This window comes from Mesorhizobium sp. M1409 (assembly GCF_040317535.1).
Classification (GTDB): Bacteria; Pseudomonadota; Alphaproteobacteria; order Rhizobiales; family Rhizobiaceae; genus Mesorhizobium.
The window spans coordinates 99,751-114,256 of record NZ_JAMYKV010000002.1; the positions used below are offsets into that span (position 1 = coordinate 99,751).

The 14,506-nt window shown below is 64.6% G+C and carries 11 protein-coding genes and 1 tRNA gene; 4 read left to right on the forward strand and 8 right to left on the reverse strand.

Features of this window, described 5'->3' with window-relative positions; all coding sequences use genetic code 11:
* Window position 1: 1 nt before the first annotated feature.
* On the reverse strand, window positions 2-2,026 hold the full coding sequence (locus tag NKG99_RS01945; RefSeq protein ID WP_352863625.1) for an oxidoreductase: 2,025 nt from the start codon (window positions 2,024-2,026) through the stop codon (window positions 2-4).
* 123 nt (window positions 2,027-2,149) lie between these two features.
* Here NKG99_RS01945 and NKG99_RS01950 point away from each other — a divergent pair, with 123 nt between their 5' ends.
* Window positions 2,150-3,091 carry a LysR substrate-binding domain-containing protein gene (locus tag NKG99_RS01950; protein ID WP_352863627.1) on the forward strand — a complete coding sequence of 314 codons (942 nt, stop codon included), beginning with the start codon at window positions 2,150-2,152 and terminating at the stop codon, window positions 3,089-3,091.
* A 43-nt stretch (window positions 3,092-3,134) separates the two neighbouring features.
* On the opposite strand, the gene NKG99_RS01955 is transcribed toward NKG99_RS01950, so the two are convergent.
* A complete protein-coding gene (locus NKG99_RS01955; RefSeq protein ID WP_352863628.1) occupies window positions 3,135-3,611 on the reverse strand; it encodes an Lrp/AsnC family transcriptional regulator in 477 nt (158 codons plus the stop codon).
* 222 nt (window positions 3,612-3,833) lie between these two features.
* Here NKG99_RS01955 and NKG99_RS01960 point away from each other — a divergent pair, with 222 nt between their 5' ends.
* Window positions 3,834-5,159 (forward strand): NAD(P)/FAD-dependent oxidoreductase, encoded by a 1,326-nt coding sequence (locus tag NKG99_RS01960; protein ID WP_352863964.1) that lies wholly within the window; start codon window positions 3,834-3,836, stop codon window positions 5,157-5,159.
* Window positions 5,160-5,197: 38 nt separating this feature from the next.
* Here NKG99_RS01960 and NKG99_RS01965 read toward each other — a convergent pair whose 3' ends face one another.
* From NKG99_RS01965 to NKG99_RS01985, 5 genes are all read right to left on the reverse strand, one after another.
* On the reverse strand, window positions 5,198-6,568 hold the full coding sequence (locus NKG99_RS01965) for an FAD-dependent oxidoreductase (RefSeq protein ID WP_502911033.1): 1,371 nt from the start codon (window positions 6,566-6,568) through the stop codon (window positions 5,198-5,200).
* Entirely contained in the window at window positions 6,559-6,861 is a 303-nt protein-coding gene (locus NKG99_RS01970; protein WP_352863631.1) for a (2Fe-2S)-binding protein, read from the reverse strand. Before NKG99_RS01970 ends, NKG99_RS01965 begins: the two co-directional genes overlap by 10 nt.
* Window positions 6,858-8,843, reverse strand: coding sequence for a hydantoinase B/oxoprolinase family protein (locus NKG99_RS01975; RefSeq protein WP_352863633.1), 1,986 nt, complete (start codon window positions 8,841-8,843; stop codon window positions 6,858-6,860). The genes NKG99_RS01970 and NKG99_RS01975 overlap by 4 nt, the downstream gene beginning before the upstream one ends.
* A gap of 5 nt (window positions 8,844-8,848) precedes the next feature.
* Complete coding sequence (locus NKG99_RS01980; protein WP_352863635.1) at window positions 8,849-10,927, reverse strand: hydantoinase/oxoprolinase family protein; 2,079 nt, start codon at window positions 10,925-10,927, stop codon at window positions 8,849-8,851.
* Between the two features lie 89 nt (window positions 10,928-11,016).
* Window positions 11,017-11,922: a LysR family transcriptional regulator gene (locus NKG99_RS01985; protein WP_352863637.1), complete on the reverse strand. Its 906-nt coding sequence runs from the start codon at window positions 11,920-11,922 to the stop codon at window positions 11,017-11,019.
* A 111-nt stretch (window positions 11,923-12,033) separates the two neighbouring features.
* Here NKG99_RS01985 and NKG99_RS01990 point away from each other — a divergent pair, with 111 nt between their 5' ends.
* The gene (locus tag NKG99_RS01990; RefSeq protein ID WP_352863638.1) at window positions 12,034-13,155 is read left to right on the forward strand and encodes an NAD(P)/FAD-dependent oxidoreductase; all 1,122 of its coding nucleotides are present in this window, start codon (window positions 12,034-12,036) and stop codon (window positions 13,153-13,155) included.
* 401 nt (window positions 13,156-13,556) lie between these two features.
* On the opposite strand, the gene NKG99_RS01995 is transcribed toward NKG99_RS01990, so the two are convergent.
* Window positions 13,557-13,632 (reverse strand) — tRNA-Ile (locus NKG99_RS01995).
* A gap of 134 nt (window positions 13,633-13,766) precedes the next feature.
* On the opposite strand from NKG99_RS01995, the gene NKG99_RS02000 reads away from it, so the two are divergent.
* On the forward strand, window positions 13,767-14,480 hold the full coding sequence (locus NKG99_RS02000) for an SIMPL domain-containing protein (RefSeq protein ID WP_352863639.1): 714 nt from the start codon (window positions 13,767-13,769) through the stop codon (window positions 14,478-14,480).
* Window positions 14,481-14,506 lie beyond the last annotated feature (26 nt).

Sequence of the window (14,506 nt, forward strand, 5' to 3'; positions counted from 1 at the left end):
TCTACAATTGCGAGCAGAGCCGGTAGGCCTCATAGATCGACGAGTAGATGTCCCTGCTGGCAACCGCGTCTCCAATGCGGTGCAAGACGAATGATCCGGCAGCTTGGGGACCATTGTCTCCCTTAGTTTCCGTTCCCGTCATCAGTGCTATGTCGGTGACGCCGTTGTTGGCTGAGCGCGCACGCAAATCCTGGTAGGTGTCCTCCATGGGCACCGTACCGCGCTCGACAATGAGTTGGGCTGCCGTCATTTCCGTTTCCGCACCGGTGAGCTCATGCCGGAACGTGGCGGCGATGCCGTTGCCTTGGCGCGCTGCCTTGACCAGGCGCACATCGCTGACGACCCGGATGCCGCGTTCCGAGGCGCGTTTGCGGAAACTCACCCGGTCCGGATAGGGCGTTTCGATCGCCATCGTGTCGTCCGCTATGGCCAGGCTGACCACCCGCCCATGTTGGGCAAGATGCAGGGCGCAGGAAACTGCGGCCTGGCGTCCGGTCTCATCGTAGATGAGCACATCGTCCTTCGCCGGCACGACCCCGGTCAGGACGTCCCAGACGCTGTCGCAATGTTCGGCGCCCTCCAGCCTTTCCATATCGGGAACGCCGCCGGTGGCGACGATGACCGCGTCGGGTTTCGCGGCAAGGACGATTTCTGCGTCCGCATAGGTGTTGAGACGGACTTCCACGCCCAGGCGAGCGAGTTCGTCGGTACGCCAGTCGACTATGCCGATGAGATCCTTGCGATCGGACGCCGAGGCCGCGACGAGCACCTGCCCACCAAGTCGTGCTCCGGCTTCGAGCAGGCTCACTCTGTGGCCACGCTCGGCGGCGACCCTTGCCGCTTCCATCCCACCCGGACCACCGCCGACCACGACCACCCGTTTCGGCGTCTCGGCCCGCACGATGGTATGGCTGATGATCGTTTCATGGCCGCTGGCCGGGTTGTGAATGCATTGCACCTTCTTGTACAGGCAGTAGGACGCGCCTACACACGGGCGAATGCGTTCTTCTTCGCCGCGCATCACCTTGTTGACGATATGCGGGTCGGCAATATGCGCCCGGGTCATGCCGACCAGATCGACAAGGTTCTCGCGGATGGCATGCCGCGCCGTCGCTATGTCCCGGATGCCTGCGGCGTGGATCACGGGCAGCCTGGTTTCCCGTTTGAACTGTCCAACCAGCGGCAAGAACGGCGCGCTCGGGCTGAACATGCCGGGCATGTTCTGCTCAGCCAGCGACAGGTCGGTGTCCATGCGGCCAAAGATGCAATTGAAGAAGTCGACATGGCCTTCCCGCTCGAACAGCCTGGCGAAGGCAAGGCATTCCTCGAAATCCGACCCGTCGTCGACCGCCTCGTCGATCACGAACCTGATGCCGACAGCGAAATCGTCGCCCACCGCGCGGCGGATCGCCTCGTGAACCATCAGGCCAAAGCGCGCGCGGTTTTCCAGCGAGCCGCCGAAGCCATCCGTGCGCCTGTTGGTTCTGAGCGAGAGGAATTGACCGATCAGATGCCCCCCCGTGACGGTTTCGACGCCATCGAGATCGCCGTCAACGCAGCGCCTGGCGGCACTGGCGTAATCCTTAATGATCCTGTCTATGTCGGCGGCGTCCATCTCCTTCGGAAAATTCCGGTTTCGCGTCTCGCGAACGCGCGATGGCGCCACCGGCGGCAGCCAGTTCCCGGCATAGGCGGTTGCGCGCCGGCCAAGGTGCGAGACCTGGCACATGACGGCAGCGCCGTGACGATGCACTCGCTGCGACAGCGACTGGAGATGAGGCACGATGTCATCGGTCGAAAGGTTCAACTGACCGCCGCCCCAACTCGAGTCGGGCGACGTCATGGCCGATCCGCCCACCATGGTCATCGCCAGGCCGCCGCGCGCTTTCTCCTCGTGGTAGCGCTGGTAGCGCTCGAGCGGCAGGCCGCCATCGTCCAGCATCGAAGCGTGACTGGTGCTGATCACACGGTTGCGCAGCGTCAGGCCCTTGAGCCGAAACGGCTGAAGCAGAGGATCGCCGGACATGCTGCCTGCTTGAGATGCCGCTATCTTCACGTCCTGCTCCACCCCATTCATGAGGGTTATAGTTCGCCATTTCCAGAACCATAGAAAGCTTGAAAATTGTTTGGGTACCTATACGCTGGGCGTATGGCTGGTTTTGCAAAACTCGTTCCTTCCGCGCGCGGACTGCTTGTCTTCGAAGCTGCCGTCCGGTCGGGTAGCTTCACGGCCGCGGCGCGCGAGTTCAACGTCACGCAACCATCGATCAGCCGTAGCATCGCCCAGCTCGAGGCCGATTTTGGTGTTCCTCTTTTCACGCGGGGTCCAGCGGGGTTGACCCCGACCCCGGACGGACGTGCCCTCTATTCGGCTGTGCGGGAGGGATTTGACGGCATCGCGGAGGTGATCCGGAGAATCAAGCAAAACAGCGCTGCAAAGCCGGTGGTCACCCTTTCCCTTTCGAGTTCTCTGGCAACATATTGGTTCGTTCCCAGGTTAGGGGCGTTCAACACGCGGTTTCCTGACGTCGACCTGAGGTTCGAACTGATCGCGGGCGTTCTGCGAGGACCAGCCGAGACTGTCGACCTTGCCACGAGAATCCTGGCGGATGACGACACCCACTATCACCACTGGGCATTCTCGCCGGAAATCATCGTTCCGGTGTGCAGCCCATCCTATTTGTCCGCCCACGGTCGGTTGATCCATGCCGGAACCGGGGAAGGTCATGCCCTGCTTCACCTGACCGACGCCAAGGAGCAGTGGCTGGACGCCTGGGGCAGTGTGGCGGACCGCAAGACCAGCCGGGCAAAGTGGCTCGAATTCTCGGACTACGCGGTCGTGCTTCAAGCCGCGATGAACGGCGAAGGCGTGGCGCTCGGCTGGCTCAGCAACGTTTCAAGGGCGTTGCTTCAGGGAACCCTTGTCCCGGCTTCGGACAGGCAGATCAAGACGGGCCGGATCCATCAGCTGATTGCACCGCGCTCAAGACCGATACGGCCTGTCGTTTCCGATATCTGCGCCTGGATGATCGCCGAGATGCAAGCCGAATTAAAAGCACTGCACCCGATCTTGCGACCGGACACCTTGTAGCGGACTGCAGGCGACAAGCGCGGCGCGGCGCGGTCGCCGGTGACTACCTCGGAAACAGGCTGGGCAGCGGCATGTGCGCCTTGACGATGGGTGACTTCAGCACGACGAAGCTGAAATACTTGTCGATGCCGATATCCATGTCGGTCAGCCGTTCCATGATCGTCTGGTACTCGCCGATGCCGGCAGTCACGAATTTCATCAAATAATCGTAGCCGCCCGACACGAGGTGGCATTCGATGACCTGATCGATCTTCTCCACGACGGCGAGAAAGCGGGCGAAGTCCACCTGGCGGTGGTTCCTCAAGGTGATTTCGGTGAATACGGTCAGCATCTGGCCGAGCTTGCCGATATTGATCTGCGCGGAATAGCCTTCGATGTAGCCTTCCGACTGGAGTTTCTTCACCCGCATCAGGCAAGGGCTCGGCGACAGATGCACCAGATCGGCCAGTTCCACATTGGTGATGCGGCCGTTCTTCTGCAATTCGTGCAGAATTTTGATGTCGATCCGATCCAGTTTCATGGCCGTCTCCGAAGAAGCACGCCACAGCACGATCTGCTGTCCTGGCAATAAGCTTTGACACTACCACAGCCCGGTGGCCTGTCCATCCGAGCGGATACGCGCTGAATGGCAGGGACTCCCGATTCCGCTGGAGCTGCCAGAATAAAATTCTGCCTCGGCCTCAACTGCAGCAGCGGCGGCCTGCGCAAAGCGCTAGATTGGAGCGTCGAAGCAGAGAAGACCATGCCCGCGCCGCTGCAGCAAATCGAGACATCTGGCGAACTGCCTCAGTCCGCGGACGCGGTGGTGATCGGCGGTGGCATCGTCGGTGTCTTCGCCGCCTACTATCTGGCAAGGCGCGGCATGCAGGTTGCGCTTGTCGAAAAGGGACGCATCGGCGCCGAGCAATCGAGCAGGAACTGGGGATGGTGCCGCCAGCAGAACCGCGATGCCCGCGAGCTGCCGATGGCGACGCGAAGCCTCGATCTTTGGGAGCGCTTTGCAGAGGAAACCAGCGAGGACACCGGCTTCCGCCGCTGCGGGCTGCTCTATCTCAGCAATGACGAGGCGGAACTGGCCGGCTGGGCGCGCTGGCGTGACTTCGCCAAAACGGCCGACGTCACCACGCATATGCTTGACAGCGCCGAGGCCAGCGAGCGGGGCCGCGCCACGGGCCGGACCTGGACGGGCGGCGTCTTCTCGCCGACAGATGGCACCGCCGATCCGTCGCGAGCCGCGCCCGCGGTCGCCCGCGCCATCCTCAAGCTCGGGGGCGCCGTGCACCAGAATTGCGCCGCGCGCGGTATCGAGACCGAGGGCGGCCGCCTGAGCGGCGTGGTCACGGAAAACGGAACGATCCGCACCAAGCTGGCGGTTCTTGCCGGCGGCGCCTGGGCTTCCTCCTTCTGCCATCAGTTCGGTTTCCGCTTCCCACAGGCATCGATCCGATCCTCCATCCTGTCCGTCTCCCCCGGCGCGGAGGGCCTGCCGGATGCGCTGCACACGGCAAGAATTTCGGCCACGCGTCGCAGCGATGGTGGCTATACGCTCGCCATAAGCGGACGTGGCCGTCTGGACGTCACGCCCCAGCAACTGCGTTTCTCCTCGCAGTTCCTGCCCATGTTGCTGAAGCGCTGGCGAAGCCTCGGGCCCGGCGGGTTGCAAGGCATGCGTTCGGGCCACGAAGCGCTGCGGCGCTGGCGGCTCGACCGGCCAACGCCGATGGAGCGGATGCGCATCCTCGATCCGGTTCCGGATCAGGCGACCATTCGCCTGACGCATGCCCGCGCGCTCGAGCTGCTGCCGGCACTGCGCCAGACCAAGATCAGTGCGGCGTGGGCCGGCTACATCGACAGCACGCCGGACGGCGTGCCCGCCATCGGTGAGATCCATAGCGTTCCGGGTTTCTTCCTGGCTGCCGGGTTTTCGGGGCACGGCTTCGGCATCGGGCCAGGCGCCGGGCACCTCGTCGCCGATCTGGTGACCGGTTCGGAGCCGATCGTCGATGCGACATCCTACGATCCCCGGCGCTTCGACGCTTCGTCCTGGGGCAAGGTCGCCGATTTCTAGCAGCTGATCCTCATCCATGCGCGGCCTCCGCAATTGCATCAGCCGTTGCGCAGAAAGGCGCCGATAGGCGCTGGCCGGACGGGCGCCTGGCCGCGAAACCGGCCGACAGCGTCAGGCGCGCAGCCGGCCTGCGCCGCGACGAGTTCGACAGCGGCCAAGTGACAATAGCGTCCCTGGCATCGCCCCATACCGGCGCGAGACAGCGATTTCACCTTGTTGGCCTCGCCGCCGCCGAAACCCGCGCGCTCGCGTATGGCTGAGGCATTCACGTTTTCGCAGCGGCAGACGACCGCGTCGTCAGAGAGTGCCCGCACCATGGCGGCCGGCCAGGGAAAGCTGCAAGCCAGACCGCCGGCAAAGCGCTCGAGCCGCGCGAGCTTGCGCAGATCGGTGCTGGCGGCGGGCGCTGGATGTCCGAGATCGGCAAGGCATGCGGCAGCTGCAAGACGCCCAGCGATCTCCGCGCCGTCCGCTCCCAGAAGACGAACCCCATCACCCGCCAGATAGACGCCGTTGCCGGCGCGACCCATCCGGTCGGTCTTTGGCAGCCATTGCCGCCACTGCTCGTCATAGGTGAAGTCGCATCCCACGAGATCGGCCAGATGGGTCTCCGCCCGCAGGTGCCAGCCCATGCCGATCATGTCGCATGAAGTGAGGCGTTGCCTTCCGCCGGCGTCGCGCCAGCGCATCGCTGTGACACCCGTCCCGTCTGCCTCGATCCGCTCGAGCGTAACGCCCGCATGATAGCGGCCGCCGAGCCTCGCCCGCAGAGCCAGGCCGCGCAGCGCGACAACCGGCCGGGCGGCCAGTCCCCAAAACCCCCGCATCTGCTGTCGCCAGGAGGAGGTATCCAGAACCGCCGCCACGTCCGCCCCAGCCTTTTCAAGTTGGGCGCCGACCAGCGTCAGCAGTGGCCCCGATCCAATCAACACGATCCGCCGCCCCAGCGCCACGCCTTGCGCCTTGAGCGCGATCTGCGCCGCGCCAAGGCTGTAGACGCCGGCGCTCTGCCAGCCGGGGACCGGCGCGACACGGTCGGACGCGCCGGTGGCAAGGATCAGGCGGTCATAGAAGATCACCTGAACGCCGCTCTCCCCCAGCACGTGCAGCCGGCCTCCATGCGCGGCGATGAGCGAGCTGCCCGCGCAATGGGTGAGCCGCCCGTCTTCGGCCAACCGGTCGAAGAGCACATGCAGCGCGCGCGCCTTCGCAGCCTCGGACCCGTAGAGCTGCTCGGGCGTGCGGGTGAACCCGTCAGGCGGACGGCGATAGATTTGCCCGCCAGCGCGCTGGCCTTCGTCGATCACCAGCGGGTTGAACCCGGCTTCGACCACGACTGCGGCGGCCCTTATCCCGGCAGGACCGGCGCCCACGATCACGATCCGTGGCGATGACTCGTTCACAGCCAGCTCTCCGGCTCCGTTGTGCGCAACCGCATGCCTTCGGTGACAAGTGTCGAGCACGCCCGCACGCGCGGCCCCTCGTCCTGCCATACCCAGCAATCCTGGCAGGCCCCCATCAGGCAGAACCCGGCCCGCGGCTCGGGTCCGAACTCGGACTTTCGCAAGGCGTGCCCTGATGCCAGCATCGCGGTCAGCACGGTGTCGCCCGCCAGTGCACTACGTATCTGGCCGTCGAGGAAGAAATGCAGCTGCCCCCGGTCGCGCTCGGCCAGCCGGACGATGCGGCCGGCGGTGATCATTCCGCGGCCTCTTGCACGGGGCGAGGACGGGGCAGTTCGGGGAACCGTTCACAGACCGCATCGAACGCCGCCTGGACGCCTTCCGACCCCGAGCGCCCCTTCATGCGACGGAATATCTCGGTCTTGGCGAAGAACCGCCAATGGATCGGCAAGTCCCTCAATATGGCGGTGAGCCTGTCGTAAGCAACTGGCGTCCACTGCGCTTCGTAGCTTTCCCGCTCCGGACCGAAATGAAAATGGCCGGCGGACGGCTTATGCCCCGCGCGCAGCCTCGCGGTCGCCTGTTCGTCGACCTCGCCATCGCGAATGACGACGCCGTAATCGCGCTCGGCAACAATCGGTGACACATAGCCGCGCCGCACATCCTGCGCGACCCGCCAGAGCTCGCGTTGATGCGGATCGCCGCGCCCGCCACCTCCGGCTGAGCGGATATCGAGCACGTCGCCAGGCTGCAGCACCGCCGTGTCGATGTTGCCCAGCCGCCGCTCGTGCGCGGTCCCCGGATTGACAACCATGTCCGACAAGCCCGCCGCCTTGCCGCCCAGCACGCCCCAGGGACGAAAGAAGCTGCGGTCGCGGTTGCGCGCCGTGATCCTGGAATCGGGGGCAAAGACGCGGAAGGCCATCTCGGTCGCCAGCCCACCGCGCCAGCGACCCGCCCCGCCGCTGTCCCTGGCGAGTCCGTATTTCACGAATTCGACCGGGATCTCGGTCTCGGTGATCTCGATCGGCGTGTTCTTGAGATAGGCGGCATCGGCGCCCGATCCGTTGGTCCCGTCGCGATGCGGCATCGCGCCGCCGCCGCCCACCACGGGGTTCACCGCCGCGATGACGGTGCGGCTGGTGCGCTCGTCCGTGGTCATGACGTTGACGATGCAATTGTTGCCGGCAGGAGCCGCGGGCAGGCATTCCGGCACTGCTAGCGAAAAGGCGCCGAAGATGACCGACCGCAACCGGGCGCAGGTGAGCGAGCGCATGCCCACGGCAGCGGGGAATATCGGATTCAGAACCGAACCCTTGGGGGCGATGCAGGTAAACGGCCGGGTGAGGCCCGTGTTGAGCAGGATCTTCGGATTGAGCGTGTAGAGCACGTAATAGACGCCCACCAGCAGCATGGTGTGTCGCGGGTCGCCGCCCGAGGGCACGTTGAGCGAAGAGCCGAGCTGCGGATCGGAGCCGGTGAAATCGAGCACCGCCTCGTCGCCGTTGATCGTCAGCGTCAACTTCAGCCGGCAGGGATTGGCCTCCACCGAATCCTCGTCGGCATAGTCCGCGAATTCCCATCTGCCGTCGGGCATGGAGCGCAGCACGTCGCGCGCCTGCGCTTCCGCCTGGTCGAGAAGAGCTGAAACGCCTTCGATGAAGCCGGCCTTGCCGAACTTCCTCACCATTGCCTGGATCTTGCGCTCGCCGGTGTTGAGCGCGCCGACCAGCGCCTTGATGTCGCCGATGTTGAGGTCGGGCTTGCGCACATTGGTGCTCATGATCCGCAGGATCATCTCGTCGAAGACGCCCTCGTTCACCAGCTTCATGGGCGGAAAGCGGATGCCTTCCTGATGGATTTCGGTCAGCGCCCGGCTGAGAGAAGCCGGCACGGCTCCGCCCATGTCGGTGTTGTGGATGTGGCCTCCGCTCCAGGCGACGATCTCGCCATCGACGAAGACCGGCTTCCACAGATGCGTGTCCGGCGCGTGGGTGGCGACATAGCCGGAATAGGGATCGTTGGTGAAGGCAACATCCCCCGGCCGGTAGTCGTCCACCATTGCAATGGCGCGGCGATACGAAAGCCCAGGGTACCAGGTGGCGCCGAGTTCCATCGGGACGGCGAAGGTTGCCCCCGAACGGTCCATTAGCATCACGGTGAAGTCCTGCGTTTCCTTGACGAAGGCGGAGTGCGCGGTGCGGTGCAGCGTGTGGGCCATGTTCTCGGCGGCCGCGCGGGCATGGTTCGCCAGAACCTGAAGGTTTGTGCGGTCAAACAAAGGCATCACTCCGGGAAGGTGAGCAGAAGGTTGAGATGGCGGTCGACGCTTGCCTGCGCGCCCGCGGGAATAGCGAAGGTTGTGTCTTCCTGAACGACCACGGCAGGCCCTTGGAACGTGCTGCCCGGGGCGAGGCTCTGCCGGTCGTGGAGATCGATGGTCTCGACACTCACGCCCGTATAGACCGGGAGGCGACGCGCCGGAATGGCCGTGGCGGCGATCACGTCGATCTCCGGGAAGGAGAGTTTCGGCCCCGCGCCTACGGCGGAGAGCCGGACATTCACAAGTTCGATCTCGCCATCCGGATCGTGAAAATCGTAGAGCCGTTGATGGGTGCGGTGGAAGGCGTCCGCGATGGCAGCGGCGTTAGCGTCCGCCAGCCATTCCGGCGACAACACAACCTCGATTTCATAGCTCTGCCCGATGTAGCGCATGTCGCAGGACAGAGTGAGTTGCGCGGCCGCGTTGTGCCCCTGCGCCACCAGCCAATCGCGGCCCTCTTGCGCCAGGGTCTCGAACGCCTCGCGGATTGTGGGGAGCGATGTGCCCGATAACTGGCTGAAGATGGTGCGAATGAAATCTCCGCGCAGATCAGCCACCAGCCCGCCAAGCGCCGACACCACGCCGGGGCGGCGGGGCGCCATGACGCGCTTCATGCCGAGTTCGCGGGCAAGGAAGGCGCCAAGCATGGGGCCGCCGCCGCCGAAGGGCATCAGCGTGAAATCGCGCAAATCGACGCCGGCGCGCGAGGCGAGTTTCTCGACATCGACGAACATTTCCGACACCGCGATGTCGAGGATCGCCTGCGCGGTCTGCTCGACTGGGCGGCCGAGCCCGGCGGCAAGCTCGCCGACAGCGCGCTGCGCCGGTCCGGTATCGATGCTGAGCTGGCCATAGGCCATCTCGCTGTGGCCGAGCCATCCGCACACCACCATGGCGTCCGTCACCGTCGCGCGCTCGCCGCCACGGCCGTAGCATGCTGGTCCTGGCGTCGAGCCGGCCGACTCCGGCCCCACCCGCAGCACACCTTGCGCATCGACACTTGCGATCGAACCGCCGCCGACGCCGATCGAGCTCACCGAGACGGAGGGGATATGGAGCGGAAATTCGCCGATCAGTTCGCCTGTGCCGAACTGCGGCTCACCGTCGATGATGAGCGCGAAGTCGGCCGAGGTGCCGCCGATGTCGAGGGTAAGGATCCTGTCTTCGCCTGCCTGACGCGCCAACCACGAGGCGCCGATGACGCCGGAAGCCGTTCCCGAAAGCAGCATGTTGACGCAGGCGTGCTTGCCTTCGGCAGAGTTCATCAGCCCGCCGTTCGATTTCGTCAGCATGGGGCGGGCCGGCACGCCTCGGTCCTTCAGCCGCTCTTCCAGCGCCGTCAGATAGCCACAGACACGCGGATGGACATAGCCGTTGAGAATGGCGGTGGAGCTGCGCTCGTATTCGCGAATGACCGGCCACACCTCGGCTGAGCAAAAGACGAAGAGCTCGGGCGCAAGATGCGCTATCGCCGCCTTCACGGAGGCTTCCTGCGCGGCGTTGCGCCAGGAATGGAGGAAGGACACGATGATCCCTTGCGCCCCGTTCGCCTTCGCCATTGCCAGCGCCCTCTCCACAGCCGCCATGTCCGGCGCCCGGGATTCACTGCCATCGGCACGCATGCGGACCGGAATGCCGAACACCATGTCGCGCGAGATCAACGGGTCCGGCCGCGAGCAGAACAGCGAATACATGTCCGGCATGCGAAGCCTTGCGAGTTCGATAACGTCCTCGAAGCCGGCATTGGTGAACAGGGCCAGCGGCGCGCCCTTGCGCTGGATGATGGTGTTGATGCCTACGGTCGTGCCATGCACGAAGCGCGTCATATGGGCAGGGTCAAAACCTTCGCGCTCGGCCAGCAAGGCGAGACCGGTCATCAGTTCGGCGCCAGGATCTTCCGGCGTCGTCAGCACCTTTAGCGATGCGAGGCGTCCGGAATTTGCTTCGAGCGCACAGAAATCGATGAATGTTCCGCCGATATCGACGCCAACCTTCCAGTCGGCTCTGTTCGGCACCTCATCTGCCGTGATGACACCATCCATGATGCGTCCCTTCCTGTCTGCCAGGCAAAACTGGCACGACCGGATGGTGCGGGTCCAAGACGTATGACAGGCAAGGATATAAGTCTTGCTTATGGCTTCGCGAGATGCTCATCCAGGACGACAGCACAGGCCGCGCGGATCTCCTCGCGCATCATCTCATCGGCGCGTGAAAGGGCCCGTGTCCGCGAGGTGAGAAGCGCGATTGGAAATTCCGGCCCTGCCTTCAGCGGCCTGACCGCAAGCCCGGCAAACTGATGCCAAGGCAGCAGCGCGTCGACCAGGGCGATGCCCATACCGGCCTGGACAAAACCAAACGCGGAGATGGATACGTCGATCTCGAGCGACAGCGAAAGCGTCACACCTTGCGCGCGGGCAGCTTGGGCCAATTCGTCGGCGGGGCGGGTGTTGCCGCGATACGATATCAACTCCTCCCCGACGAGGTCGGCGAGCATCAGCTCGGCTTTCTTTTGCAGCACGTGCCCGGCGGGTAGCAGGCATGCGAAGCCGACGCTGCCGATCATCTCCGCCTCGATATCCGGCGGAAGCCGGTCGTCCATGGCCACGCCGAGGCTGGCGTCGCCGGCTCGCAGCATGTCGACGATGGCAGCGATCGGCGCGCTATGGGCACGCAACATGATGTTGGGATGCTGGGCCCGGAATCTGGTGAACGCACGCGGCAAGATAGCCATGGCCGGCGGTGGTGAGGCGGCGACCCGCACCAGCCCTGCCCGACCCAGGCGTAGATCGGTGGTCTTGCGGCGCAAGCCTTCAAGCCCGGCCGACAACCTCTCGGCATCAGGAAAGATCTCGAGCGCCTCCGGGGTCGGTCGCAACCGGCCCTTCACCCGCTCGAACAGGGTGAAGCCGAGGTCATCCTCGGCGCGGAGCAGGATCTGGCTCAAAGCAGGCTGGGAGATGTTCAGCATCCGCGCCGCGGCGGTCACGGTGCCCGCGCGCATGACGGCGATGAACACTTCGAGCTGCCGGGCCCGCATTGCCACTCCATAGGGTAAGCTTATGGCTTCTGTCCAAACGCATCTTTGACGCAATGCCGCCGCCCGGACAAGATCGGCAAGAAATTCGGTTGCTTTTAGCAGGAGGCCGCTATGGATGTGATCGTGCTGGGCGGCGGGCTTATGGGGACGGCTTCGGCCTATTTCCTGGCCCGGCGCGGCGCGCGCGTGACGTTGATCGAGCGCAACCGGATCGGCACTGGAGCAACGGTTGCTTCCTTCGGCAACATCCGGCGTACGGGGCGTCATCTGTCCCAGCTTCCGCTGGCCCATCGCTCGCTCAGGCTGTGGGGCGAGGCCGAAAAAATGCTTGGCCGCGACGTGGAATTCCGCGCAACCGGCCATATCCGGCTGATCTTCGATGAAGATAGCCGCGCCGACATGCGGGCCTACGCCAAGGCGGCGCTGCCCTGGGGGCTTGAGCTGGAAGAGCTCAGCCCGTGCGAGATTCGCGCCCGTTTTCCCGCTCTCGGTCCTGATGCTGTTGCGGCGTCGTTCTCGCCGCAGGATGGCAGCGGCAATCCGCGGCTGATCGCACCGGCCTTTGCCGAGGCGGCCCGCAAGCTCGGCGCGGAAATCATTGAGGGAGCTGAGGTCGAGAAGATCACCCACGCGAGCTCCAGCTTCCTTGTCGCAAGTTCAAAAGGTGCATTCGCCGCCGACTGTCTGCTCAACACCGCCGGCGCCTGGGGCGCGCGCATCGCCGCGCAGTTCGGCGAAGCGGTCCCGCTCGACGCCCGCGGCCCGCAGATGGGTGTGACCGAGCCGCTGCCGCATCGGATCCTGCCGGTGGTCGGCATCTGGACGCGCAACAAGGACCATGGCGCCTATCTGCGTCAGGTCGAGCGAGGCAACATCGTCTTCGGCGGAGCGGCCGAAAGGGTAGCGGTGGACCTCGATCCAGGCCACGCGGCCGCCGACCCCATGCGCCTGCCGACGCAGCTGCGCGCCGTCGCGCGGCTGCTGCCGGCGATCGCGCAGGCTACGGCCATCCGTACCTGGTCCGGTTGCGAGGGCTATGTCAGGGACATGCTGCCGGTCATGGGACGCTCGGCGACGACGCCAGGCCTGTTCCACGCTTTCGGCTTCAGCGGACACGGCTTCCAGCTCGGTCCGGGCGTGGGCGACGCCATGGCCGAACTCATCACGACCGACCGTTGCGAAACGCCGCTCGATGATTTCAGGATCGATCGCTTTAGCCGCGCTGCTGCCTGAAGAAGCAACTGACGACATCCACGCAACGATGGCTCCTTTGGCCGCGAAAGGCGGGGGATCACTCTCGCATGCGCCTTCGGTCTCAAGCGAGCGGGCCGATCTAGGCACGAAGATTTCTCTATGATCTTGGCCACCAGCGGCCAGTCCTCGCACCGGAGGGCGTGCACGACCGAAGTCAGAACCCGCCTAATTGCACTTCGTTGCCGCCGATTACCGCATCCATTGCAGATAGATCTTTCGACGCCTGGAATGTTGAGCTACCTGTGACGGGGTGCCATCAACGAGACGGAGAAAATTGACAAACGGGCCCAAAACCATTTCACCCGAAAGGCAGAGACTTACTCGACAACACTCAATTCAAGCTCAAAGAATTAAGCGTAAGCCTCTGATTTATAATAAGTTGGTGGGCCCGGAGGGACTCGAACCCCCAACCAAGCGGTTATGAGCCGCCGGCTCTAACCATTGAGCTACGGGCCCCACGCCGGCTGGATTAATGTTTTTCCCGTCGCGGCACAAGGCTTTCCCGACGGGCTTCCGCAGATCGCCCAAATCAACCCATAATCGCGATCTACGCGACCTTTGCGACTTGATCGCGGACCAAGGAGATTTTCATGACCAGACATCTTTTGCCTCTCGCGCTCGCCGCTGCAATCGCTTTTCCGGCGATGGCTGGAGCCACCGATTTGACGCCGCCGCCCCGCATCATCGTGTCAGGCGAAGGCGAAGCAACCGTAGCCCCCGATCTGGCGGTCCTGACGCTGAGCGTCATGCGCGAGGCCAAGACCGCGCGCGCCGCGCTCGACGCCAACAATGACGCCATGGCCGCCGTAATCGCGGCGATGAAGTCGGCCGGCATCAACGACCGCGACCTGCAGACCGCGGGCATCCAGATCAACCCGCGCTACAACTACACCAACAAGCCGGATGGCAGTCAGGAAGCCGAACTCGTCGCCTATCAGGTGACCAACACGCTTTCGGTGCGGGTGCGCGATGTCGACAAGACCGGCGAGATCCTCGACAAGGCGGTGTCGCTCGGCGTCAACCAGGGCGGCGGCATCGCCTTTACCAATGACAACCCGGCGGCAACGGTCACCGAAGCGCGCAGGAAGGCGGTCGCCAACGCCATGGCCAAGGCCAAGACGCTGGCCGCGGCCGCCGGGGTCAGCCTTGGCCGGGTGATCGAGATCACCGACCAGAACATCGCGCCGGCGCCGATGCCGATCAACGCCAAGGCCTTCGACGCCGCGGCGGGTGCCGCGGCTCCCGTGCAGGCCGGCGAGAATTCCTACAATGTGCAGGTCACCGTCACCTTCGAGCTGAAGTAGCGGCCTTGACGATCCGTGACTGAGGA